Annotated in this window: 16 protein-coding genes; 11 read left to right on the top strand and 5 right to left on the bottom strand. The window is 40.9% G+C overall.

Annotated elements, in window-relative coordinates; genetic code table 11:
- The first annotated feature begins 205 nt into the window (after positions 1-205).
- Positions 206-1,432, top strand: a complete 1,227-nt coding sequence (ispG, locus tag BV375_RS02975; RefSeq protein ID WP_086757205.1) for a (E)-4-hydroxy-3-methylbut-2-enyl-diphosphate synthase — start codon at positions 206-208, stop codon at positions 1,430-1,432.
- A 4-nt stretch (positions 1,433-1,436) separates the two neighbouring features.
- Here the strand turns inward: ispG and BV375_RS36485 are convergent, their stop codons facing one another.
- Positions 1,437-1,577 (bottom strand): hypothetical protein, encoded by a 141-nt coding sequence (locus tag BV375_RS36485; protein ID WP_166507356.1) that lies wholly within the window; start codon positions 1,575-1,577, stop codon positions 1,437-1,439.
- A 1-nt stretch (position 1,578) separates the two neighbouring features.
- On the opposite strand from BV375_RS36485, the gene ctpC reads away from it, so the two are divergent.
- Entirely contained in the window at positions 1,579-2,862 is a 1,284-nt protein-coding gene (ctpC, locus tag BV375_RS02970; protein ID WP_086757107.1) for a carboxyl-terminal processing protease CtpC, read from the top strand.
- Positions 2,863-2,881: 19 nt separating this feature from the next.
- Here the strand turns inward: ctpC and BV375_RS02965 are convergent, their stop codons facing one another.
- Positions 2,882-3,070, bottom strand: coding sequence for a DDE transposase family protein (locus BV375_RS02965; RefSeq protein WP_086757104.1), 189 nt, complete (start codon positions 3,068-3,070; stop codon positions 2,882-2,884).
- 449 nt (positions 3,071-3,519) lie between these two features.
- On the opposite strand from BV375_RS02965, the gene hflX reads away from it, so the two are divergent.
- The 5 genes from hflX (at position 3,520) to gshB (ending at position 9,328) form a co-directional block, all read left to right on the top strand.
- Positions 3,520-5,265, top strand: coding sequence for a GTPase HflX (gene hflX / locus BV375_RS02960; protein ID WP_208099039.1), 1,746 nt, complete (start codon positions 3,520-3,522; stop codon positions 5,263-5,265).
- 231 nt (positions 5,266-5,496) lie between these two features.
- The gene (locus BV375_RS02955) at positions 5,497-6,156 is read left to right on the top strand and encodes a 2OG-Fe(II) oxygenase (RefSeq protein ID WP_086757098.1); all 660 of its coding nucleotides are present in this window, start codon (positions 5,497-5,499) and stop codon (positions 6,154-6,156) included.
- 458 nt (positions 6,157-6,614) lie between these two features.
- Complete coding sequence (locus tag BV375_RS02950) at positions 6,615-7,433, top strand: XDD4 family exosortase-dependent surface protein (RefSeq protein ID WP_086757096.1); 819 nt, start codon at positions 6,615-6,617, stop codon at positions 7,431-7,433.
- A gap of 522 nt (positions 7,434-7,955) precedes the next feature.
- A complete protein-coding gene (grxC, locus tag BV375_RS02945) occupies positions 7,956-8,228 on the top strand; it encodes a glutaredoxin 3 (RefSeq protein ID WP_086757093.1) in 273 nt (90 codons plus the stop codon).
- Between the two features lie 119 nt (positions 8,229-8,347).
- Complete coding sequence (gshB, locus tag BV375_RS02940; RefSeq protein WP_086757203.1) at positions 8,348-9,328, top strand: glutathione synthase; 981 nt, start codon at positions 8,348-8,350, stop codon at positions 9,326-9,328.
- 415 nt (positions 9,329-9,743) lie between these two features.
- Here gshB and ftsZ read toward each other — a convergent pair whose 3' ends face one another.
- The gene (gene ftsZ / locus BV375_RS02935) at positions 9,744-11,033 is read right to left on the bottom strand and encodes a cell division protein FtsZ (RefSeq protein ID WP_086757091.1); all 1,290 of its coding nucleotides are present in this window, start codon (positions 11,031-11,033) and stop codon (positions 9,744-9,746) included.
- 1,349 nt (positions 11,034-12,382) lie between these two features.
- Positions 12,383-13,228: an FtsQ-type POTRA domain-containing protein gene (locus BV375_RS02925; protein ID WP_086757088.1), complete on the bottom strand. Its 846-nt coding sequence runs from the start codon at positions 13,226-13,228 to the stop codon at positions 12,383-12,385.
- A 977-nt stretch (positions 13,229-14,205) separates the two neighbouring features.
- Between BV375_RS02925 and BV375_RS02920 the strand changes: the two genes are divergently transcribed.
- The 3 genes from BV375_RS02920 (at position 14,206) to BV375_RS02915 (ending at position 20,929) form a co-directional block, all read left to right on the top strand.
- Positions 14,206-15,537 (top strand): ATP-binding protein, encoded by a 1,332-nt coding sequence (locus BV375_RS02920; RefSeq protein ID WP_086690046.1) that lies wholly within the window; start codon positions 14,206-14,208, stop codon positions 15,535-15,537.
- Positions 15,538-15,609: 72 nt separating this feature from the next.
- On the top strand, positions 15,610-15,747 hold the full coding sequence (locus BV375_RS36480) for a hypothetical protein (RefSeq protein WP_166507355.1): 138 nt from the start codon (positions 15,610-15,612) through the stop codon (positions 15,745-15,747).
- Positions 15,748-15,901: 154 nt separating this feature from the next.
- Positions 15,902-20,929, top strand: coding sequence for a hypothetical protein (locus BV375_RS02915; protein ID WP_086757085.1), 5,028 nt, complete (start codon positions 15,902-15,904; stop codon positions 20,927-20,929).
- Between the two features lie 76 nt (positions 20,930-21,005).
- Here the strand turns inward: BV375_RS02915 and BV375_RS02910 are convergent, their stop codons facing one another.
- On the bottom strand, positions 21,006-21,365 hold the full coding sequence (locus BV375_RS02910) for a hypothetical protein (RefSeq protein WP_086757083.1): 360 nt from the start codon (positions 21,363-21,365) through the stop codon (positions 21,006-21,008).
- Positions 21,366-22,357: 992 nt separating this feature from the next.
- Here BV375_RS02910 and BV375_RS02905 point away from each other — a divergent pair.
- Positions 22,358-23,191 carry a photosystem II manganese-stabilizing polypeptide gene (locus BV375_RS02905; protein WP_086757081.1) on the top strand — a complete coding sequence of 278 codons (834 nt, stop codon included), beginning with the start codon at positions 22,358-22,360 and terminating at the stop codon, positions 23,189-23,191.
- The last annotated feature ends 366 nt before the right edge of the window (positions 23,192-23,557 follow it).

Here is a 23,557-nt window from a genome sequence, read left to right as displayed (position 1 = left end):
CGATCGCTACTTGGTAGCAAAAGCTAGTAAATCGTCTATTTTCGGTCAAGAGAAAAATCGATAAATCTCCTTTATTTCTGCTTTTTTCTCACTTTATGTTTTTTTTACTCCCTCATTGACTAAAATCGCCCCAGCTGTGGCAATCTGAGAAACAGAGATTTTGAAATTTGATATTTTCGCTACAGCAAATTTACCTAATGAGGTTATGCAAACTCTGCCCACAGTTACAACTGTAAACACCACATCTAGCGAACCTACCTTTGATACAACAATTAAGCGGCGTAAAACCCGTCCGGTAAAAGTAGGAGATGTCACCATTGGCGGTGGCTACCCTGTGGTGGTGCAGTCAATGATTAATGAAGACACGCTAAATATCGATGGATCTGTGGCAGCTATTCGTCGTCTGCACGAGGTTGGCTGCGAAATTGTCCGCGTCACTGTGCCAAGTATGGCTCATGCCAAAGCTTTAGCGGAAATTAAACAAAAACTCATTAAAACCTACCGAGACGTGCCCATCGTTGCTGATGTGCATCACAACGGCATGAAAATCGCTTTGGAAGTTGCCAAGCATATCGAGAAAGTACGGATTAATCCTGGTTTGTATGTGTTTGAAAAGCCAAATACTAATAGAAATGAATATACCAAAGCTGAATTTGATGAAATTGGCGAAAAAATCCGCGAAACCCTAGAACCATTGGTTGTATCTTTACGAGATCAAGGTAAAGCCATGCGCATTGGAGTAAATCATGGTTCTCTGGCTGAGAGAATGCTATTTACCTATGGTGATACCCCAGAAGGAATGGTGGAATCTGCTTTAGAGTTCATTCGCATTTGTGAATCTCTAAACTTTCACAATTTGGTAATTTCGATGAAGGCCTCGCGAGTACCAGTCATGGTAGCTGCTTATCGTCTGATCGCCAAGCGCATGGATGAGTTGGGAATGAATTATCCCTTGCATTTGGGTGTCACAGAAGCTGGTGATGGGGAATACGGGCGAATAAAATCTACAGCTGGCATTGCTACACTGCTGGCTGATGGCATTGGCGATACAATTCGAGTCTCGCTTACAGAAGCACCAGAAAAAGAAATTCCCGTTTGTTATAGCATTCTGCAAGCTTTGGGTTTGCGGAAAACTATGGTAGAATATGTCGCTTGTCCTTCCTGTGGACGTACTTTATTTAACCTAGAGGAAGTACTGCACAAAGTCCGGCAAGCAACCAAACATTTAACAGGGCTAGACATAGCAGTTATGGGTTGTATTGTAAATGGACCCGGAGAAATGGCAGATGCTGACTATGGTTACGTAGGCAAGACTCCTGGTTATATTTCTTTATATCGTGGCAGAGAAGAAATTAAAAAAGTCCCAGAAGATAAAGGTGTAGAGGAATTAATTAACCTCATCAAGGCAGATGGACGCTGGGTAGAACCTTAAAGTTTTAGTAACGGCGACCCTTATGGTCGCCGGATTGCCAAGTATTTTGTTGTAATAAGAATACATGCTCGTCTGTTACAGTGATACCCTGTGTTAGATTGAGCATACTGACTATACAAAATTTCTCCTCTGGCGCAGCTGTCATTATGGTGATTACAAAAAGTAAGCTGGTTTTGGGTGCTACGGCAGTGACGCTCTCAACTATTGCTATTACAAGCCTTGGCATTCACTCACGAGGTCAGGCTTTAAATAACAGTCCCAAGGAATTGATAGACGAAGTTTGGCAAGTTGTTCAGCGTCAATACGTAGACGGTACTTTTAATCAGGTAGATTGGCAGGCTGTACGGAAGGAATATCTAAGTAAGTCTTACAGTAATAAAGAGGAAGCTTATAAGTCCATCCGGGAAATGCTGAAAAAGCTAGATGATCCCTATACCCGGTTCATGAACCCAGAGGAATTCAAAAATATGCAAGTTGATACCTCTGGCGAGCTAACAGGTATTGGTATCACAATCAGTCAGGATGAAAAAACGAAACAGCTCGTTGTGATTGCCCCCATTGAGGATACTCCTGCATTTAAGGCTGGGATTTTAGCCAAGGATGAAATTCTCAAAATCGACGGTAACAGTACTGAGGGAATGGATACTAACAAGGCAGTATCCCTAATTCGTGGTGCAGCCGGAACGAAGGTAAAACTAACTATTCGGCGTAGTGGTCAAACCAAAGATTTTGAAATTCAACGGGCACGCATTGAAATTCACCCAGTTAAGTACTCGCAAAAACAAACCCCATCTGGGAATCTGGGCTATATCCGTCTGAACCAGTTCAGCGCTAATGCTGGCAAGGAAATGCAAAATGCCATCAAAAATTTAGAAACCAAACAAGTTGTTGGTTATGTTTTGGATTTGCGTGGCAATCCTGGTGGTCTACTATTCTCCAGTGTGGAAATTGCGCGGATGTGGCTGAATACAGGTACCATCGTCTCCACTATTGACCGCCAAGGTGAGCAAGAGCGAGAAATAGCAAATGGACGTGCTTTAACAAATAAGCCATTAGTGGTGTTGGTAGATAAAGGCTCAGCCAGTGCTAGTGAGATCCTCTCTGGAGCTTTGCAGGACAACAAACGTGCTACTTTAGTGGGAACTCAAACATTTGGTAAGGGCTTGGTACAGTCAGTGCGCCCCCTAGAAGATGGCTCAGGATTAGCCGTGACAATTGCTAAATACCATACCCCAAGTGGTAAAGATATTAATAAGCATGGGATTGATCCAGATGTGAAGGTGGATTTGACCGATGCACAAAGGCAAGAGTTGTGGCTAAACGAGCGTGACAAACTTGCTACTCTACAAGATCCTCAATTTGCTAAAGCAGTAGAAGTGTTAGGCAAACAAATTACTGCTAGGGGCACCACAACTACAGGTAAAAATTAAAAATTATAAATTTTCTAATTTATTGGGGTTGGCATTTGCCAGCCCTAATCAATCCGACACGACGGGCGATCGCCTCGTCTTGAGAAGTAAAAGGTCCCCACTGTTCTATGATGTCTGGATTAGCTTCCCCAGAAACTACATTAGCGACTATCTCGCAAGAACCAGCAGGACGCTTGACCACATACCAAATTTCTCTTGACTCAGTCATTGAACTAAAAATAAATTCAACAATTTACATGAATCATAGCAACCGACTGTAAGTCAGTATCTTCCATATAGCCCAATACAGTTCGGATAAGCACTTTTCATTTCCCTTGTAGTTTGGGCAAAGGGTAAGGGAAAAAGGGTTAAGGGTGAATTTAAACCTTTCCGCTTTTCCCTTTTCCCCTTAACCGAACCGTATTGCCATATAGCCACTATAGTTTCAATAATCTACTAAGTAAGATTTCTTCGCAAAAGACTTTATTCTCAGCTAGTTATAGAAGTGGGTCAGTATATTAAAAAGTTTATAATTATACCACAAAATGTTTTTAAATTACAAGCTTAAACCCGCTAAATCAGAATGTAATGCTCATCAGGTAGAGCTTGTAGCCCTAAGCATGTTGTAAAATAAACATAGAAGGATTCGGGGGACCATTTAACTGGTTAGAAACGCCTATAGAGACTATCTATGGAAATCTCCAAGGATTAAAGTCCAGCCAGCTGAAGCAACTACAGCGGCTATATCACCAGCGCATACCGGGCGATCGCATCAGTACGACCGAGTTTTCGCAGCGTCTGGCAGCAATTAGTACAGAAATCAATCAGCCTGTGTGTGCCTACCTCAACCGTCGCGGACAAGTGATTCGTGTAGGGGTAGGCACACCGCGTCAAACGCAAATTCCACCGTTAGAATTGCCCCGTTATGGTGCAGAAAGACTTAGTGGCATTCGTTGTATAGCCACTCATTTGAAGCCAGAACCGCCTAATGAGGCGGCACTAACAGCTATGGCACTGCAACGGTTAGACGCTTTGGTTGTACTCAATATTACGGGAACAGGATTTACACGCCGAGGAGGCGGCGCTGCTGGGTACGTCAAAGAAACGTATTTAGCTCACTTAACACCCCAAGAGTCTCACGCTTTGCTTGCCAGTGCAGCTTTATCTCAAGTCGGGTCGAGTGCTGTCCAATCTCCAAGCTGGAGTGTATCGTCACCTCTCAGTTTGGATGAACTGACACAGCAAGATTTTTTAGATTTAGTTGAAAATCTAGAAGCAGAATTTCAGCGAGAATTTGTCGCCCAGCAAGTAGATATTGACCACGATCGCGTGCTCATTGTGGGAGTGATGACAGATGAGATGACTCCCCTAGCATTCCACGATACCTTGGCGGAATTAGCACGCTTGGTAGATACAGCTGGGGGCGATGTATTGCAGACAGTACAACAAAAGCGATCGCGTATTCATCCCCAGACAGTAGTCGGTGAAGGTAAAGTGCAAGAAGTTGCCCTAACTGCCCAAACCTTAGGGGCAAATCTTGTCGTATTTGACCGTGACCTCTCACCCGCCCAAGTCCGCAACCTAGAAGCGCAGATTGGTTTACGGGTAGTTGATCGTACCGAAGTAATTTTGGATATATTTGCTCAACGCGCTCAGTCCCGCGCTGGTAAGTTACAAGTAGAACTGGCACAGCTAGAGTATATGTTGCCGCGGTTGACTGGTAGAGGTCAAGCAATGTCCCGGTTAGGTGGTGGTATCGGTACTCGTGGTCCTGGTGAAACAAAACTCGAAACTGAACGCCGTGCCATTCAGCGGCGCATTTCTCGATTGCAACAAGAAGTTAACCAGTTGCAAGCACATCGTTCCCGCTTACGCCAGCGCCGACAGCATCGGGAAGTTCCCTCAGTGGCTTTGGTTGGTTATACCAACGCCGGCAAATCCACCTTGTTGAATGCCCTAACTAATGCCGAAGTTTACACAGCAGACCAGCTCTTTGCCACTCTTGACCCCACTACACGGCGCTTGGTAATTCCCCATACGGAGACAGGTGAACCCCAAGAGATTCTACTGACAGATACAGTAGGATTTATACACGAATTGCCTGCTTCATTAATGGACGCTTTCCGCGCTACCTTGGAGGAAGTCACAGAAGCTGATGCTTTACTACATTTGGTCGATTTGTCTCATCCAGCTTGGTTGAGCCATATTCGCGCAGTTAGAGAAATCTTGGCCCAAATGCCAGTAACTCCAGGACCAGCATTGGTTGCTTTTAACAAGATAGATCAAGTCAATAGCGAAACCCTAGCTCTAGCTCGGGAAGAATTTCCTCTAGCAGTGTTTATTTCTGCTAGCGAGCGCTTAGGATTAGAAACCCTCCGCCATCGCTTAACCCAACTGATTCAATACGCTGTTGACTCTCGGTAAATACTAAAAAATAAAGTTTTGTGTTCTAGTTAAAATGCCGTAGTAAATATCACTACGGCATTTGCTATTAAAGGTAAAGAATATTTCTACTTCAATAGGACTTACGCACTCGTGACGAAAAACTAAGCCTTTGCGATTACTTCGCTTCGCTCGTAATGACGTAAAATCGTAGTCCTTGCGTAAGTCCTGTTCAATAAACTCAAGCTATCCCGTTCTCAATCCTAGTTAAAAATGATGACTACAGAACCTCAAATTTCAGTACAGCAAATAGAAGCAGTTCAACTTGCAAATATCGATGTTTTATCTTCTGAGTATCTACAAATAGATAACTTTTTAACATCAGATGAACATCAGCAGCTACTCAACTATGTTCTTGGAAAAGAAGCAGATTTTGTGTCTACCAGTACTTCCACTAACGCGATGAATTATCGTCAATCAATGGTACTCTACTCATTTCCTGAGTTCTCCCAATCGATTTTAAAGCGAATAGAAGCGATTGTACCTGATGTAATTACTAAATTAGGGCTATTGTCATTTCCTATAAGTTATATTGAAAGCCAACTAACCGCACATAATGATGGCAACTATTATAAAATTCATAATGATAATGGTAGTCCAGAAACTGTTCTTAGAGAAATCACTTACGTTTATTACTTTTATCGAGAACCTAAGCATTTCTCTGGTGGTGAATTGCTGATATACGATAGTCAAATTTCCCATAACTTTTATATAAATTCAGATTCCTTCAAAACAGTTGAGCCTCGTAATAACAGCATTGTCTTCTTCCTTAGCCGCTGTATGCACGAAGTCCTTCCTGTTAATTGCCCCTCTAAAGTTTTTGCAGATAGCCGCTTTACTATTAACGGCTGGGTTAATCGAAAAGCAAATTAAGTGTAAATACTATAAGTAGTTTGACTTTAAAAAAGTAATATATTTTCTTTGAAAGCAGAAAACAGAAAAATTTTACTCCACAATAAATCTTAGGTTAAATAAAGCTTACCTACTTAAATGAGTCTCTGAGTATTTAACTAGAAATGATTAAGCTATCTTTTTATAAGACATATCTTTGAAGATAAATTAATTAAGTTCAAAATAAATTCATCAAAAACAACAGCGAGATTTTACTGAGGTTTCAGAGTTGTATACTCACCGTGAAAATACCAAAATCTCAGCAATACACTATAACAAAACTAATATTTATTGCCCAATTAAATTTTAAATGAAGTTCTAGAATAACCGTAGACTGACTCAAATTTTTGTGCCAATTTATATTCAGAATTAGTTGTGCATCAAAACCAACTTTGAAAGATTTTAATACCCTCAAGCTACAACACAAAGGTTAAATCCGAATGTCTCAACCATATTCCAAGCAATTATTAGGTTATTTAACCTACTTCGTATCAGCATTAGCTGTGGTTACTGCTGGGCAAATACCCAAAGCAAATGCTGCCACTATGACTTTTTCAGCAACAGGAACTAACTCAAATTCAGGTGGAACTACTAACGCTCTGGGCGCAAAAGTTGTCTTTGATGACTCACTGATTAGTCAAGGTAAATTGCAAGTCACCTTAACTAATACAGGTCCAGGTGCTACAGTACCTTCTGATATTCTGACAGCCCTGTTCTGGGATATTACAGGGAATCCCACAGGTTTATCCTTGTCTTCAGCAATAGCTCCAAAAGTAGTTGCCGACAATGGTGCTAGCACTACAACTAATGTGGATCTTAAGAGTCTTGATGAATGGAAATTGCCAAATACTGGTAATGGCTCAGCAGCGCTCCCTGGGATAACTCAAAACTACGGTATAGGTACTGCTGGCTTGGGTATTTTCCAAGGGGGTGGGGGACAGCAATTCAATTACGGTATTATCAGTGGTTACGATAGTCCAAATCCAGCCGTAGCAGGGGGGACGTTCGTCAAAGATTCTGCCACATTTGTTTTATCAGGTCTGTCTACTAACTTTAACATCCAAAACATTAACAACGTTCGTTTCCAGTACGGTACGGCTTTGAATGAGCCTAGTATTACAAAAAACCAAGGTACTTACTATACTTCACCACCACCTCCACCTCAACAAGTGCCTGAACCTGCTACAAATGCTGCTCTTGGTTTATTGGCAGTGAGCGCACTGAAAGTCTTGAAAAAAAAGGCGCTAGTACAAGTTTAAATTCTACTCTCTTACAGAGAGACACTATGAAGCACCGGATATAGGAGAGTCTTTAACATAAATTCATAACATGTTGAGCCACCTTATCCGGTGCATGTTGCTAAATTTTGGAAATAATCATCCATTAAGTTGATAAAACTAATTTTTTGAATAACTAATAATATAACAAGAATCCTGCTTGCCTTGGTACGTTGGAAAGAAGCAAGCTATACCTTTTACGGTTAGCTAATTCCATTGTTAGTAGCGGTTAATACTTAAGCATAATTTGAGAGCAGAGTAATCACCGTATAGTTGCTGAGGCTACAAGTATTTAAACTGGAATAATATCAGTTGATTAAGGAACCTGGTGCAAACATAACATTAGTCAAGAGTCTATAGCTAAAAGTCTATCGACTATTGACTAACCTTTATTTGTGCAGATCTGTTAGGGTACTTTTGAAATTTAACCCAAAATTTAATAAAGCAACTACAGCCAGTGCCAACGTTCTAAAATTAAGAATATTAAATCAAGTTGAGGACGTTATGGCAGCTAAAGTAGAAATTTATACCTGGAGGACTTGCCCATTTTGTATCCGGGCGAAAAATTTGCTGAATAATAAGGGAGTAAAATTTATCGAATACAGCATCGACGGAGATGAGACAGCGCGGGCTAAAATGGCTCAACGAGCACATGGAAGACGCTCTTTACCACAAATTTTTATCAATGACAATCATATTGGTGGTTGTGATGATATTCATGCTTTAGAAAGCCAAGGCAAGCTAGATGAGCTACTAACTTCTAGCAATAGTGTATAGAAGGACAAATTATTAGAATTACGCTTTTTGACAATAGAAGTAATTGTAAATCAGCTGAAACATCAGGGGATAATCTAAATTGAATAACGTTAATTTTCCTGGTGATTGAGGCAAAAAGCGTGAAACTAGCTTTTATCATTGATCCCATCCATCAGCTTGATCCATGCCATGATACTAGTGTTGCCCTAATGGAAGCAGCGCAAATACTAGGACACGAAGTTTGGGTAACGCAGGCCAATCTGCTGAGTGTAGTAGAGGGCAAAGCCTGGGCTATTTTACAGCGAATAGAACTTATACCAGTGCAGTTGGTTGAGGGACGCTATTTTGCAGTTAATCCTTGGTACAAGTTGAGCGACGCCCAACGTTCTTTAACTTGCCTAGAAACAATGGATGCTGTATTTATGCGGACAGATCCACCAGTCAACGATTCCTACCTCTATGCAACCTACATTTTGGATTACATCGACCAAAACAAAACCTTAGTAATTAACAGTCCAAAGGGTATCCGAGGTGCAAACGAAAAAATGTATGCCCTCCAATTTACCAATGTAATTCCAGAAACCATAGTGAGTGCTGATAAGCAGGTTATCAGGAAATTTGTGGAAGCAAAAGGGGCAACAGTTCTTAAACCATTAGGCAACAAAGCTGGGGAAGGGATTTTATTTTTACAATCAAGCGATCGCAATTTCAACTCCATTGTTGAACTTAGTACTTTTCAAGGACGAGTACCAGTTATGGTACAAACCTACTTACCAGAGGCAAAAGACGGAGATAAAAGAATTATCTTACTTAATGGCGAACCGATTGGTGCCCTCAATCGCCTGTCTAGTGGCAGTGACTTTCGCAATAATATGGCAGCTGGTGGTACAGTTGCTCAAACTGAAATTACCTCAAGAGAGCATGAAATTTGTAACCAAATAGCCGAAAACTTACGCCACGACGGTTTAATTTTTGTAGGTATTGACGTTATCGGCGGCTACCTTACCGAAGTCAACGTAACCAGTCCAACTGGAGTTCGCGAGATCGACAGATTAAATGGTACTAGCCTTGGTCGTCGTGTCCTGGTATGGGTTGAGCAGACTCTACAAAGTAAAAAATAAAAATTATTTACCTTTTCTAATTTCTTTGCCTTCTACCTAAGGGAAGCCTACACCTAGTGTAATGTTCCTAACACCCTCGCCAACTTAAATAAGCAAGTGCAGCCTTCGCTGGGTTAGTCTTCCCATTTTTAAGACAAATGCTAACAGGAGTAAAAAAGCAATGGTATTATTCAAAACCTCGATCCTCACAGTTTTGTCCCAAACGCACCAGAGGACATCTGAGTTCAAAAGACTCCTGCCCAAGTTCATGAGGTTTTGTTTTTAGTGTTGAAGAGTTTCGTCAGTGATTAGCTATATCAGCGATGAATCCGGAATTGCTGACTCCTGCCCTGAAGAAACTCAATACCCAGCAGTTTGTATACAGCGCTCAACCAGATCTGAAAATTCCATCTCAAATCCACAATTCTGGCACCACTTAATTTTTTGGTGGGGTACGCCGCCGTTGGAGAAAATCAGGAATATCTAATACAGGTTTTTCTTTTGGCTCTGCAATTGGTGTTGGAGGGCTAGCAGCAGGTGGCTGTGATACAGGACGCTTTGGTGGGGGTGCTGTAACTCTTGTATTCGCTACAGTTTGTTGTGGTGCTGCTTGTAGCTCACCTGTAAACCCAGTTGCAATTACAGTAATCCGTACTTCACCCTGAAGCCTGTCATCAATCACCGCACCAAAAATAATATTGGCGTTGGGATCAACCACTTCATAGATTGTTTCTGCGGCAGCGTTCACTTCATGCAGGGTAAGGTCACTACCACCAGTAATATTAAAAACAACTCCTCTGGCTCCTTCAATAGAACATTCTAATAAAGGTGAAGAAATGGCCGCGATCGCGGCTTCTCTGGCTCTTGATTTCCCAGAACTAACTCCTATTCCCATTAATGCTGATCCCGCATCTGCCATTACCGCTCTGACATCGGCAAAGTCAACGTTGACCAAACCAGGGATTGTGATGATGTCAGAAATACCTTGCACCCCTTGGCGCAGTACATCATCCGCATAGCGAAACGCTTCTTGCACAGGCGTTTGCTCCGGTATCACTTCCAAAAGTTTATTGTTAGGAATAATAATCAGCGTATCCACCCTACTTTTTAACCCTTCAATGCCTTGCTCTGCTTGACTAGTACGACGGCGTCCCTCGAATACGAATGGACGTGTCACAACACCTACAGTGAGAGCACCCATTTCTTTTGCTACTTCTGCAACAATTGGGGCTGCACCAGTTCCCGTGCCACCTCCCATACCAGCGGTAATAAATACCAAGTCAGCACCTTCCAAAGCTGTAGCAATTTCATCTCGTGATTCCTCAGCTGCCTTTTGGCCAATAGCAGGATTACCACCTGCACCTAAACCGCGAGTCAGTTTCTGCCCTATTTGTAACCGACTAGGAGCACCTGCTAGAGTTAAAGCTTGAGCATCAGTATTAATTGACCAAAACTCCACTCCACTGACATCTGACTCAATCATGCGGTTAACGGCATTACCACCACCGCCACCCACTCCAATCACTTTAATGTTGGCAACTCGACCCGGAACAATCTCGCCAATTCTGTTACTTTCAGCAGTAATCTTCTTACCATCATGATTTTGTCCGAAATTAAGCCCAGAGTGATTAAAAGGATTACTCGAGTTAACAGCCAGTGAGAATCCTGACTGTCCCACAGATTGGGAATTTTTGTAGGTAAGCCCTTGGTTATTATCAAGTGTCATTGGATTTGTGAAAGGTAGATAAACGACTTTTTCAGGTGTTATTCACCTAAGAGTCAACTATAGTGTGACACTGCCATAGATAATGACAGTGTTCTTTATTGTTCTCACTACTTCCAACCCTAACAGGATTGTCAGTGCAAAATTTCGCTACAGCATCAGCCAAGAAGGCAGCCGATCGTACAACTAGTTCTAGAGAAGTATACCTATATTTACTTAAAAATGATCTGTATAACCTCAACCAAATATTAATAGCTTCACTATTAGGCTGTCGATTTAGCTTGAGTTTTATTTGGCATTTCCAATGTTCTTCCTCTGTTATTACTAATGATTTAGATTGGTCACTAATTTTACAACTAACAGTATTGATTTTTTTTGCTTTTCTCGCCACTCTTAGAATGTTAATTTTGTATATTTTATAATTTTCCTCCAAAGAAAAATCCTGTAGATTGAAATTATTGGTAATACTAAATCTGGCTTCACGGCAAAGCTTTACGTGCTTAAATATACATTTACCTACAGTACAAGTAACTCTACACCCAAAATTACACTCAGATTGCACAATTTGTAAAGACGCGTTACGACGCGTCTTGTTTACTGCTTTCAGAATATGGTTAATGGGTTTCACTAATGGATATGGTCGCACCTTATTACACAAAATTTGCCCTCTACTTACCTATCTGTAGGTTTGGGTCAGAAAGAATTTGCTTGTGGATTTATACAACAACCCTAATTAATGAGCTGTTTGGTTCGCCTTAACGGAACATTGGTTGGACAAATATTCTACCCTATAGAAATCTGTACTGGTGTCGCTGCAATACACAGACGGGTTACAGTCAACAAAGAACAATGCTAACCTTCCAGAAGCAATGCTTACCGAAAATATGGCAAAATTCCTCGTTATGCCAAGGAACTTTTGCAACCTGTCTTTGGAATTATCCTCGACACACTATTGATAAGATTACTAAGCATTCATCTTACAGCAAGCTAAGATTTGGCTCTCTACACCAGTATGCTTGTTTTATAAGTTAGATATTAAAGAGAAACTCACCATTTTTTGTTTTACTATCTGGGTTAGGTTGAAAATTGCTTACGCAAAGAGCGTTTCCAGACTAGAAGACATCATTAGGTTTTCTAAAAGCTTGCACCCTATCATTAAATGTAGAGTAAAAACTGAGCTTCTCTTACTTAATTTAAAGGAAATTTTGTAAAAAATCCCTTAATTTTAGCCAGAAGTTAACGCCTATTTTAGTATTGAGTACTGAAAAACTAAAAAAATAATAAATATATTTAGTAGCATAAACTTCTTAAATTGCTAAGACTTTTGGATACATTAAGCCTGCTGGACCTTTCTAGGGAGTTCGAAGATTAACTTTAATTTTTTTTTGGTTCAATTGTACTAAGGGATTTTCAGGATTTTGAAGATCAATATATTCTATTTGGCTAGAATTTAATTTGCTGGGTAAATGGCGCATTTGAGCCAGGATCTTCATTTGTTCAGATAATTGAGAACTTGGTGGACCAAGATGGACATTGCCTAGTTCCGTTTTCAAAATTAAATTGGTTGGATCTTGGCAATCAATTTCCATTACTTTTACGTAACTTTGGCTCACTGATAGGTACAGTTGAGTCCAATAAGGTAGGTATTGCTCTGGCGACCCAATTACTTTAAGAGTGGGCAATTTTCCAGTAGGATTCAGTGATATATATTTTTCTAGAGGCATCCAAACTCCACTTGCATCTACTAAACCCATAGATACTTGTTTACTCATACCGTCTGTATTCCCACCTTTAGGAAGTTGAACAATCGCTACAGGTACTCTTTCCTTGATTTCAATAATTAATCCAGGCGGAAATAGACGACGAGTAACGCTCGCCTGTGCAATCATTGGTTGTCGCTTTAAAGAGTCAGCGATAATCGACGGTTGAATCCGCCATAAAGACTGGGGATAGGATAACATTAACAGTGACTGAATCGTCTCATCTGAGAGTAATTGGTTACCTGATTTCATTACAATTTGTTTGGGAGCATTTAGCACCCACATTGGTTGGATTGCCACCCAAAACAAACATCCTGCCAGACTACTAATAGCAAAGGTGCGCCAGAGAGCCTGAATAATTTTCATCTGTTGCTGTCTCCGTAATTTTCTACGGCGTTTGGCTAAATCCGTGCGGGAAACTGATAGTAGTCCAGCCATTTACACCTCTTTCTGATTTCAGTTCAAGTTGTTGTTACCCTCGGCTCGTTAAATAATTTCAGTAAACTATGTCGGGATCTTCTAAACTCTCTTCTCAATACTATTTTCAGTTTTTAGTAATCACTTTACAGCAAGTACACCAGGATTGTGGCGCCAGGAAGTTTCGATGAAAAGTTAGCGATGTCTATTGTAGACCGTATGTAAAATTTTATAGTAGCCTGACAGCCATTATTAGCCACAAAAGCTACATTGAATGACTTAAAAAATACAGTTATTTACGTATATTGAGCTTAAATATGGCATAGTACTTATACAGTTATAACTTGGGAGCGATAATTGTATCTTTGCAAGATCTGAATCATAGCAAAATTAAATATTTTGCCAAGGATCAAACCTGAGTGCTCCGAAGATAAACCAACATAGGAATAAAAATCAGCAAGAAAAATTTGTCTAAAAAACTTTATAATGCTTTGTTTGGCGGTTTTTGTGTCTAACTCAATCTTTAATTCAGTGCCATTTCTCTAAACATCTCCAAGTGTCATTTACAACAGACAGACATTTGAGTTTTTTGCATATAATTACAAAATATTAATTAAAATATAAATTTTTTACTATTTTTTGACAAAAACCAACTTAAGTGTTATGCATAGCATCTATGATGAAATTCTAAATCTAGACTAAATAGTAACTTTTTTTACACATAAACTCAGCATTAGGCTTTTTGCTACATCAAGTAGAAACTATAGATTGTCAAAAGCTTCACAGCAGCTGTAAAAAGGACAGATACACTTAACGTATAAGGAAGAACTGGCTCTCTACCATTCTACTGACTGCTACTTGCAGCGCTCCCGCTTTGAGATCTCTATCGTGTAAAACCTAATTGTGAATGAGTGAATTCCGCGCCTCTATATTATCTAAAGATTTTGCATAGCAAAAGATACAAAAAAAACCGCATCTAAATTTACATCTGCATCTACATGAGAACGACACTAAATTTGTCACGTTTTTATAAAGCATGTAACCCAAGCTACACACTAAATATGGGTGAAGTACTGGATAAGCAGTACTATATAGATTTCTCTGATGTACGTGGTTGCAAGATTGTTGAAGAATTACAACGTACTATCAGCCGTATTTCTCCAGATGAGCCAACCTGCCAATTATTTACGGGTCATATTGGTTGTGGTAAATCCACAGAGTTGCAACGTCTCAAAGCAGAGCTGGAAGTAGCAGGATTTCATGTAGTTTATTTTGAATCCAGCCAAGACTTAGATATGGCAGATATCGATATCAGTGATATTTTGCTGAGTGTAGCTCGTCAAGTCAGTGTCAGTTTAGAAGGGATCGGTGTAAAACTCAAACCTGGCTACTTTAACAATTTGTTTAAAGAAATCGGGGATTTTTTGCAGACCCCTATAGAGTTATCAGGACAAGCAGAATTATCCTTAGGCATTGCCAAAATTACTGCCAAAACTAAAGATAGTGCTCAGATGCGCAATCAATTGAGACAATATCTGGAGCCACGTACTAATAGTATTTTGCAAGCAATTAACGAGGAGATATTAGAAAAAGCTGTTGAACAGCTCAAGCAACGTGGTCAAAAAGGATTAGTAGTAATTGTAGATAACTTAGATCGGGTTGATATGCGGCCTGTAGCATCTGGGCGCACGCAACCAGAGTATCTTTTTATCGATCGAGGTGAGCAGTTACGCCGACTTAAATGCCACTTAGTATACACAATTCCCTTAGCCTTAATATTTTCTAATGAGTATGAAACTCTAAAAAATCGCTTAGGAGGAGGAATTGCGCCGAAAGTATTGCCGATGGTTTTAGTGCGGCAAAGAGATGGTGAAGACTATGAACCGGGGATGTCGCTATTGCGCCAGCTAGTCTTAGCAAGAGCTTTTCCAGAAATTCCCTGGAATGAGAGACCTTTATTAATTACAGATTTATTCGATCATCCAGACACCTTAGGTCGTATATGCCGTGTCAGTGGCGGTCATATTCGTAATTTATTAGGTTTGCTTTATAGTTGCTTACAACGCCAAGATCCGCCTTTCTCTAGAGAATGCTTAGAAGCCGTAATCAAGGACTACCGGGATGACCTGCTACTAGCTATTGATGAATACCAATGGAAATTACTGTTTGAAGTAGTCCAGCAGCAAAGTGTTAAAGGCGAGTCCGACTACCAGAGCTTACTGCGAAGTATGTATTTATTTGAATACCGCGATCCTCAAGGACGCTGGTTTGGCATTAGTCCAGCATTAGCAGAAACAGAAAAAGTCCTGACTTGGCAACAAAACAAATAACAATTCAAAATTGTTTTTGAAAAGGTTGCTATTTCATGAAAAGTTCCCCACTTTCTCTAACTCGGGTACTCTATGCCAGATGAAAAGAAGCAGCTACGCGTCTACAAGCAAGGCAAGTTTTTTAGCGTCTTTGATGAAAATAACCGCAGCACTTGCTATCTTTTGAGTTTTCGCAGAGCCACCCAACGCATTAGCTCCCCAGAATCTTAGCGGTGGCGCTCATGCCTCGCTACTGCCAGCCATCAACGTAGTGGCTTCTCTTGGAAACTGTTTGCAAAATGTAAAACCAAGTATCGGCAAGTATTCTGGTTGCTGCTTGATGTGTAATTTTTTATTCTTCCTTTCTCTAGCCCGGTTCTTACTTATGACAAAGTGGCAATTCACAGCAGCTATCGTCAATGAAAATCAGCATGCTCTGCAAAGGATGATTCGGGCAATCAAGCTCTCCAAAGGCCAATTTGCTTTGATTTTAGTCCGATGTAACTATGGGCAATTACGTGAGCAAATGTTGGGTAATCTCCGCTTACTCACCAAAGACATAAATATCCGGGAGATATTTCTTCAGCCATCAACGAATGCTTTACACACTCAAATAATCACAGAACTATTTTTAGATCATCCTGTGGTTGTTAAGGACACTATGCCATCGGCTGTGATGGTTTTTGGGCTAGAGTCTATTATCGCTCTTGATAATTTTCTGGCTGGTGCTAACCAAGCAAGAGATATCTATGCTGCTACTTTTCCTTTTCCATTAATTTTTTGGCTACAAGATGAAGTGGCATCAATGCTTTCTAGGTTAGCGCCCGATTTTAAAAGCTGGGCTGCAACTACAATTAAATTTGAATTAGCAAAAGAGTATTTAATTGCATTGATTCGGCAAGAAACAGAATCTTTGTTTGCTAGGGTTTTAGAAGCAGGTGCTGATAGATTTTTATCTAATGATGCACTTGATTTAGCTCCCAAGTCGCAAAATCGCCGTGAAATTGAGTCGGCTCGTAGTGATTTGTTGCGCTTATATGGTGTCAAACTAGATCCAGAATTAGAAGCAAGTTTAGAATTTGTCTTAGGGCGTGATGAATATGCTAACGATCAAGTTAATGATGCTTTAGTTCACTATCAAAGAAGCTTAGAACTTTGGCAGCAGGTGGGTTCAGAAGAGAGTGGATTTAGGGGTTTAGAAGAGAATTTAGAAGTATATTCCCCTCATCCGCCAATGTTGCCATCTCCACCACTTCTTCGGCAGGCAGTAGTTATATTTCACCTGGGACTTTGTTACCGTCGGATGGCAGATTTATACCAAGGTGCTGATAGCAAGTATTGGCAAGATGCTCTTTTGTGGTTTAGGAAATGTCTAGAAATTTTAGAGGAGGCACAACGACAAGACTTAGTTGCCAAATTTATATTACCTGCTTGCGAAATGCTGCAACGCTTACAAAATTGGGAAGAATTAGAAGAATTAGCCCAAAAGTCCTTGAGGTTGCACGAAACTTATGGTGATCCTGCTCAGGTTGCCCAGGATTATGGCTTTCTAGCAGATGTGGCAGCTTCTGAGTCAAATTGGATACTAGCCCATGAATTAGCGAATACGGCACTTTCTATTGCAGAACTGGCGACAGAAGTTTCACGCCGACAGGAAAGCTGGTATCTTTTGTTGCTGGCGCGTACACAACGTCATTTGGGTGAGTGGGAAGAAGCCATCAATAACTTAGAATGGGCAAGAGTGGTTTGTGAATTACAGTATGAACCATCGCTTTATTTAGAAATTTTAGAAGAGTTGCGATCGCTTTACTTTGTTGAGCGTCATAACTATACAGAAGCCTTTAGCCTAAAACAAGAAAAAATTCAAATAGAACATCAGTACGGCTTTCGCGCCTTCATTGGAGCCAGTCAATTGCAGCCACAACGCTACAGGATCAACCCGGTACTGGAGCCGCAAAAAATACCCTTTATTCCTGAGGAAGTGGCTCAGGAAATAGCTGCTTCTGGACGGCAACAAGATGTCAAGCGTTTGATTGAAAGAATTACTCGTGCCGACTACAAACTTACGGTAATTCATGGACCATCAGGTGTAGGTAAAAGTTCAATTCTCAAAGCTGGTTTAGTACCAGCTTTGAAAGGAAAAGTTATTGGTGAACGTATTCCTTTACTAATTGTTTTATCTGTTTATACAGATTGGGTCACAGCATTGGGGCGCAATGTTAATCAAGTAATGGCACAGACAGAAATGTCAGCTAATGTGGAAATTACCCCAACTATACTGATTGAAAAACTCCGTTTAGCCTCTGAACGCAATCATACAGTAATTATTATTTTTGACCAATTTGAAGAATTTTTCTTTATTAGTACCTCTCCTGAAAAAAAAGTCCAATTTTATAAGTTTTTTAGCGAATGTTTAAATATTCCTTATGTCAAAATAATTTTAGCTATTCGTGAAGATTATTTACATTATTTATTAGAGTTTGAGCGTTTAAGTAAAGAAAATAGTGATGGTTTATATGATTTAGGTGTAATTAACAAAAATATCTTAGATAAGGATATTCGCTACTACTTAGGAAATTTTGACCGTGATGATGCAATCAATATCATCCAGAGTCTGACTAAACGTTCACATTATGAAATAACTGATGAGTTAATTAACCAATTAGTAAAGGATTTAGCAGGAGAATTGGATAAAGTACATCCAATTGAGCTACAGATAGTTGGTGCTCAACTGCAAGCAGAAAATATTACTACGCTCGCACAATACAAGCTGTGTGGCAGCTCAGCAAAACTGGTTGAACGGTGGCTTGAGGAAGTTATCAAAGATTGTGGGCAGGAAAACGAAGAGCGTAGTTGGAAATTATTGTTGGAATTAACTGATGAAAAAGGCACAAGACCTTTAAAAACAAAAGCTGATTTAGCTGTTGCTCTAGGGAATAATTTTGCTGCAATATCTGATTTTGACTCGTCTTGGGAATTTATTTTAGAAATTTTGGTGGGGTCGGGATTAGTATTACGAGAGCCAGAAGAGTTAGGCGATCGCTACCAGCTCGTTCACGATTACTTAGTTGAACCGATTCGCCAAAAAAACAATTATGGCATGGTCGCTGAATTAGAAAAAGTCAGATTTGAAAAAGATAGAGCTGAAGTAGCGCAAAAGCTCTCTCAAGAGCAACTTAATTTGGTTTTGCAACGGCGACTGCGAGAAGCGCGCATAGCAGGCGGCGCACTGGCAATGATGGCCGGAGCAATAGCAGTATTATGGTGGCAAGCTGACTTACAGAGAAGAGCCGCAATTCGCCAAACTCTGAGAGCAGAACGTAGCGAAACTAATTTTAAAATCAGTGCTATTACTGCCGCAAGCGAGGCCCTGTTTGCGTCCAATAAAGAGTTTGATGCCCTATTAGAAAGTTTGCGGGCTTGGAAAAGATTAAAACAGGCAGATGGAGTGCAAGCAGAAACGAAAATGCGAGTGGTGACAGCCTTGCAACAAGCCGTTTATGGTATTAAAGAGCAAAATCGCTTAGAAGGGCACAGTGATATTGTCTGGGGTGTTACTTTCAGTCCTGATGGTCAGTTATTGGCTTCAGGCAGTACAGATAAGACGGTAAAACTGTGGCGTCCTGACGGGACTTTGCTACAAACTCTCAAAGGTCATAGCGATGCTGTCACTAGCGTGAGTTTTAGTCCTGATGGTCAAACATTAGCTTCTGCCAGCCTCGATAAAAGTGTGCAAATTTGGCACAAAAATGCAATTACAGGTGAATTTAACCCACAGCCATACACAACCCTTGAAGGGCATGGAGATTGGGTTTACAGTGTCAATTTCAGTCCTGACGGCGAATTGTTAGCGACTGGGAGTAAGGATGCGACCATTAAACTCTGGCGTAAGGATGGTAGTTTGGTCAAAGTCCTCAGGGGACATCAAGGATGGGTTAACTGGGTAACCTTCAGCCCTGATGGACAATTTATTGCCTCAGCTAGTGAAGATAAAACAGTAAAAATCTGGCGGCGAGATGGCTCTTTAGTAACCACCTTACAGGGACATCGGCAAGGTGTAACTGCTGTAGCTTTTAGCCCGAATGGTCAACTACTTGCATCTGGAGGTAGAGATAAAATAATCCAACTTTGGCGCAGAGAGCGCAATAGTAGTAAAAACAGCTTTAATTTTCGTCCTAGCAAAACCTTACAGCAGCATAACAATATAATTTGGAGCCTCAATTTCAGTTCTGATAGTCAACTTCTGGCATCCGGAAGTAATGATAATACTATTAATCTCTGGAGCACCACGGGCACCTTACTGAACACTTTTAAAGGACACAGTGATGCTGTTGCTAGCGTAGCTTTCAGCCCAGATAACAAACTTCTAGCATCAGCAAGTTATGACAAAAGCGTCAAATTGTGGCGTCTAGATGCTCCAATACTACCTATTCTCAAAGGGCATAAGAGTAGAGTTTTGAGCGTAGCTTGGAGTCCCGATGGTCAGATGCTAGCTTCTGGCAGTCGCGATCGCACAGTGAAACTCTGGCAGCGAGATACCAGAAGCAATGATATGAAAACCCGACTCTACAAGACTTTGCAGGGGCATCTCGATAAAGTCCCAAGTGTGAGTTTTGATCCCAAGGGTGAGATGCTGGCCTCAGCAAGTTATGACAAAACGGTGAAACTGTGGCGGCGTGATGGCACTTTATTGAAAACACTCCTTGGGCATAGCGATAGCGTCATGAGCGTGAGTTTCAGTTCCGATGGTGAGTTATTAGCCTCCGCCAGTAAAGATAAAACAGTAAAACTTTGGAACCGTGATGGTCGCTTGCTCACAACTTTGGTCGGGCATAATGGTTGGGTAAATAGCGTCAACTTTAGTCCCGATGGTCAGCTTTTAGCTTCTGCGAGTGACGATCAAACTATAAAACTGTGGCGGCGGGATGGTACCTTGCTAAAAACTTTCTCACCTCAAGATAGTTGGGTGTTAGGTGTGAGCTTTAGTCCCACTGACCAGTTGTTGGCTTCTGCCAGTTGGGACAACACCGTGAAGTTATGGCGGCGGGACGGTACGTTGTTAAAAACCTTGTTAAAAGGGTATAGCGACAGCGTTAACGCTGTCACTTTCAGCCCTAATGGTGAATTGCTTGCAGCTGCAAGTTGGGACCGTACAGTCAAACTCTGGAGCCGTGAGGGCAAACTGATTAAAACCCTCACTGGGCATCAGGGGGCAGTATTAAGTGTCAGTTTTAGTCCAGATGGTCAAACATTGGCTTCGGCTGGTGATGACAACACAATCATTCTGTGGAACTTAGATATTGATGATCTACTGCTGCGTGGTTGCAACTGGGTTGATGATTATCTCAAACACAACCCTAATGTTGACCAACGCGATCGCCTTCTTTGTGAGACTATTACCCACAAGCCCTAGTATTGCAGCAAAGAATTCCAAATTCGGCAATCATTTAATAATGAGTGTGAGGCGCGAAGAGTAATTTATTACTAACTCACCAGCTACAGGAGCGATCGCTGTTAACTACATTTTCACTACCATCACTATTGTCTTCGGTGGCATCTTGTAGCAATTGTGCTAAAAAGGCTTGCAACTTCATGCGCTCGATATAAGGCCAGCCACCCTCAGACTCAATATCTTTCAGTAATGAGTAAAGTTGCTGACGGTTATCAGGCAAAGTTTCTTGAAAATATCCATCGCGGATATCTCGGTGTAACTGCTCCAACTGCCTTAGTAGAGCCAAAAGAGCTATCGAATCTCCTTGGCAACTTTGTGCTACATCATTGACTGTAATTGCGATCATTTCTAATTTAGAAGTCAACTTCTCGGATTCCAAGCTTCTATCGTTGTTCATGCCAGCTTTTTCGTATAAATTAAGGTCTACTCAAATTTACCCAAGATTTTTGGCTTTCATTGGCTGCCAAGCGTGTAATAGCATTTCACTTTCAGCACTTTATAAATGGCTACTGAGGAAACCAACAAGTTGCTTGGTTCCAAAGTTGTAGTGACTGGCGTGACAAGAGTGCGTATTTTCAAAAGAATAGATTCAACTTCTCGTAGAGTCGGGGAAAATTTTTACTCTGCTGTCTCCTGATTGGCTTGTGTTAATTCTCTAGCATTGACTGCCCTTTCTCCGGCAGAGTATAGCCCGATTAATATCTCGATCCAAAACAATTGCGATCGCTTCTAAAACATAGCAGTAACCTTAAATAGAGCCTAGACCCGAGCTAAATGGGATCAAGGTATTCTTGGTTAAAACTAAAGTGCTTTGATTTTGAGTTTCAAAAAATCGTATGATCTGGCTGATTTACTTTTTAAAACAAAGGGCTGTATGTAGTGGGGACACATACATAATACAGAATGTCTTAGGCGATGCCACTTTTGCCATACGCTAGAGGAAAGTACGAAGAGAATCTCGCTCTTCGTGCCCTTAAAGGGTAAAGGCTTATGCCACTCTCTGTCTGGGCACACTCATCTATGCGCCCAGACTCTAACAGATGCTGACAATACTAAAACTGCTGGTTTTTGCCCTTATTGGGTCACACATCCAAAGCGGATGCGGTGTACTGGCAAGCCTGGGGTTTCATTCCCAGAATTAAACAGAGCGACACGTTTAACGTTTAGCAAAGATCAGTTTGAGCGGTGGTGATTCTAGCCTATCCTAGCCTGCGGCAAGCCGCGCTTCGCGGGTCTATGAGAATGCTAAAGGCGAACGGCAACCCCTTTAGGAACACTTAAAGGCAAACGCCTTAAATGCCCTCACACTAGGGCTGCTTCTCATCAGAGATCAAAACTTTGGTGCAGTTTTACAACGTTAGATATTAATTTTTGAAATTGAGGTTGACCATGAGGTATCGCGCTTTAATTGTTGCATTTTTGGCTTTGTGCCTGGGGCTAATAACTGCTTGTAGTGATGGACCATCTTCTAGCAGTAGAGATGTGCTCACGTACGAACAAATTCGCGGCACTGGCTTGGCTAACAAATGCCCCCAACTAGCAGAAACAAGCCGAGGTTCAATTCCCTTAAATTCTAGCCAGTCCTATACCATTAAAGAACTTTGCTTGGAACCAACTAATTTCTTCGTCAAAGAAGAACCCGCTAATAAACGGCAACAAGCAGAATTTGTTGCTGGCAAGTTGTTAACCAGGTATACCTCCACCATTGACCAAGTGCAAGGCGATCTGAAAATTAATCCAGACAATAGTCTGACATTTGAGGAAAAAGATGGTCTTGACTTCCAAGCCATCACTGTGCAGCTCCCTGGTGGTGAGCGAGTACCTTTCCTGTTCACAATCAAAAACTTAGTTGCTCAAACACAACCTGGTTTGAACAGTGTTAATACCTCCACAGATTTTGAAGGTACTTTCAAAGTACCTTCATATCGTGGTGCCGCCTTTTTAGATCCCAAAGGTCGGGGTGTGGTTACTGGCTATGATAATGCTGTGGCTCTCCCTGCTCAAGCAGATGATGAAGAACTTACCCGCACTAACGTTAAGCGCGCTGAAAGTCTTAGCGGTAAAATTTCCCTGCAAGTAGCAAAAATAGATAGTGCTAGTGGTGAAATTGCAGGTACTTTCGAGAGCGAACAGCCATCTGATACCGATTTAGGTGCTGGCGAACCTAAGGAAGTCAAGATTCGTGGTTTGTTCTACGCTCGGGTGGAACCATCTCAAGGCTAACTTCTCTTAAGTACCGCAATCAGCAAAAAATTCCATATGCATTAAGCTTGGAATGCAAAATTTAACTCACATACACCCCTGCATAAAGGGTGTATGTGTTTTTTTATAAGTAGAAAAAGAGATCTCTTACCCTTTATCTTTTGTATAAGCTTGCTTAAATAATTCAAATATTTTTACGATTTCTACAGGAATACCAGATTTGTAAAAGTAAAATTTTATACCTTTAATTTTCAGATCGCTATCAAGAATTAGTAAGGATGCTGAGGTATAGTCCAGAATAAATTGTCATTTTAATTTAGGCAATAAGTATTACTCATTTAATTTGCATTAAGCCAATTACTATTATAATTGCCAATAGAAAATTTA

This window comes from Nostoc sp. 106C, from assembly GCF_002154725.1.
GTDB lineage: Bacteria > Cyanobacteriota > Cyanobacteriia > Cyanobacteriales > Nostocaceae > Aulosira.
The sequence above is the reverse complement of the archived record's forward strand: the minus strand, read 5'-3'. Positions and strand labels throughout refer to the sequence as shown.

What these genes read in the sequence shown, in the direction of transcription:
- BV375_RS02950 (WP_086757096.1), top strand. Translation starts at nt 6,615, where the DNA reads ATGTCTCAACCATATTCCAAGCAATTATTAGGTTATTTAACCTACTTC.
- grxC (WP_086757093.1), top strand. Translation starts at nt 7,956, where the DNA reads ATGGCAGCTAAAGTAGAAATTTATACCTGGAGGACTTGCCCATTTTGT.
- BV375_RS36480 (WP_166507355.1), top strand. Translation starts at nt 15,610, where the DNA reads ATGCCAGATGAAAAGAAGCAGCTACGCGTCTACAAGCAAGGCAAGTTT.
- BV375_RS36485 (WP_166507356.1), bottom strand. Translation starts at nt 1,577, where the DNA reads ATGACAGCTGCGCCAGAGGAGAAATTTTGTATAGTCAGTATGCTCAAT.
- ftsZ (WP_086757091.1), bottom strand. Translation starts at nt 11,033, where the DNA reads ATGACACTTGATAATAACCAAGGGCTTACCTACAAAAATTCCCAATCT.
- BV375_RS02925 (WP_086757088.1), bottom strand. Translation starts at nt 13,228, where the DNA reads ATGGCTGGACTACTATCAGTTTCCCGCACGGATTTAGCCAAACGCCGT.
- BV375_RS02910 (WP_086757083.1), bottom strand. Translation starts at nt 21,365, where the DNA reads ATGAACAACGATAGAAGCTTGGAATCCGAGAAGTTGACTTCTAAATTA.
- BV375_RS02965 (WP_086757104.1), bottom strand. Translation starts at nt 3,070, where the DNA reads ATGACTGAGTCAAGAGAAATTTGGTATGTGGTCAAGCGTCCTGCTGGT.
- BV375_RS02905 (WP_086757081.1), top strand. Translation starts at nt 22,358, where the DNA reads ATGAGGTATCGCGCTTTAATTGTTGCATTTTTGGCTTTGTGCCTGGGG.
- ispG (WP_086757205.1), top strand. Translation starts at nt 206, where the DNA reads ATGCAAACTCTGCCCACAGTTACAACTGTAAACACCACATCTAGCGAA.
- BV375_RS02915 (WP_086757085.1), top strand. Translation starts at nt 15,902, where the DNA reads ATGACAAAGTGGCAATTCACAGCAGCTATCGTCAATGAAAATCAGCAT.
- ctpC (WP_086757107.1), top strand. Translation starts at nt 1,579, where the DNA reads ATGGTGATTACAAAAAGTAAGCTGGTTTTGGGTGCTACGGCAGTGACG.
- BV375_RS02920 (WP_086690046.1), top strand. Translation starts at nt 14,206, where the DNA reads ATGAGAACGACACTAAATTTGTCACGTTTTTATAAAGCATGTAACCCA.
- BV375_RS02955 (WP_086757098.1), top strand. Translation starts at nt 5,497, where the DNA reads ATGATGACTACAGAACCTCAAATTTCAGTACAGCAAATAGAAGCAGTT.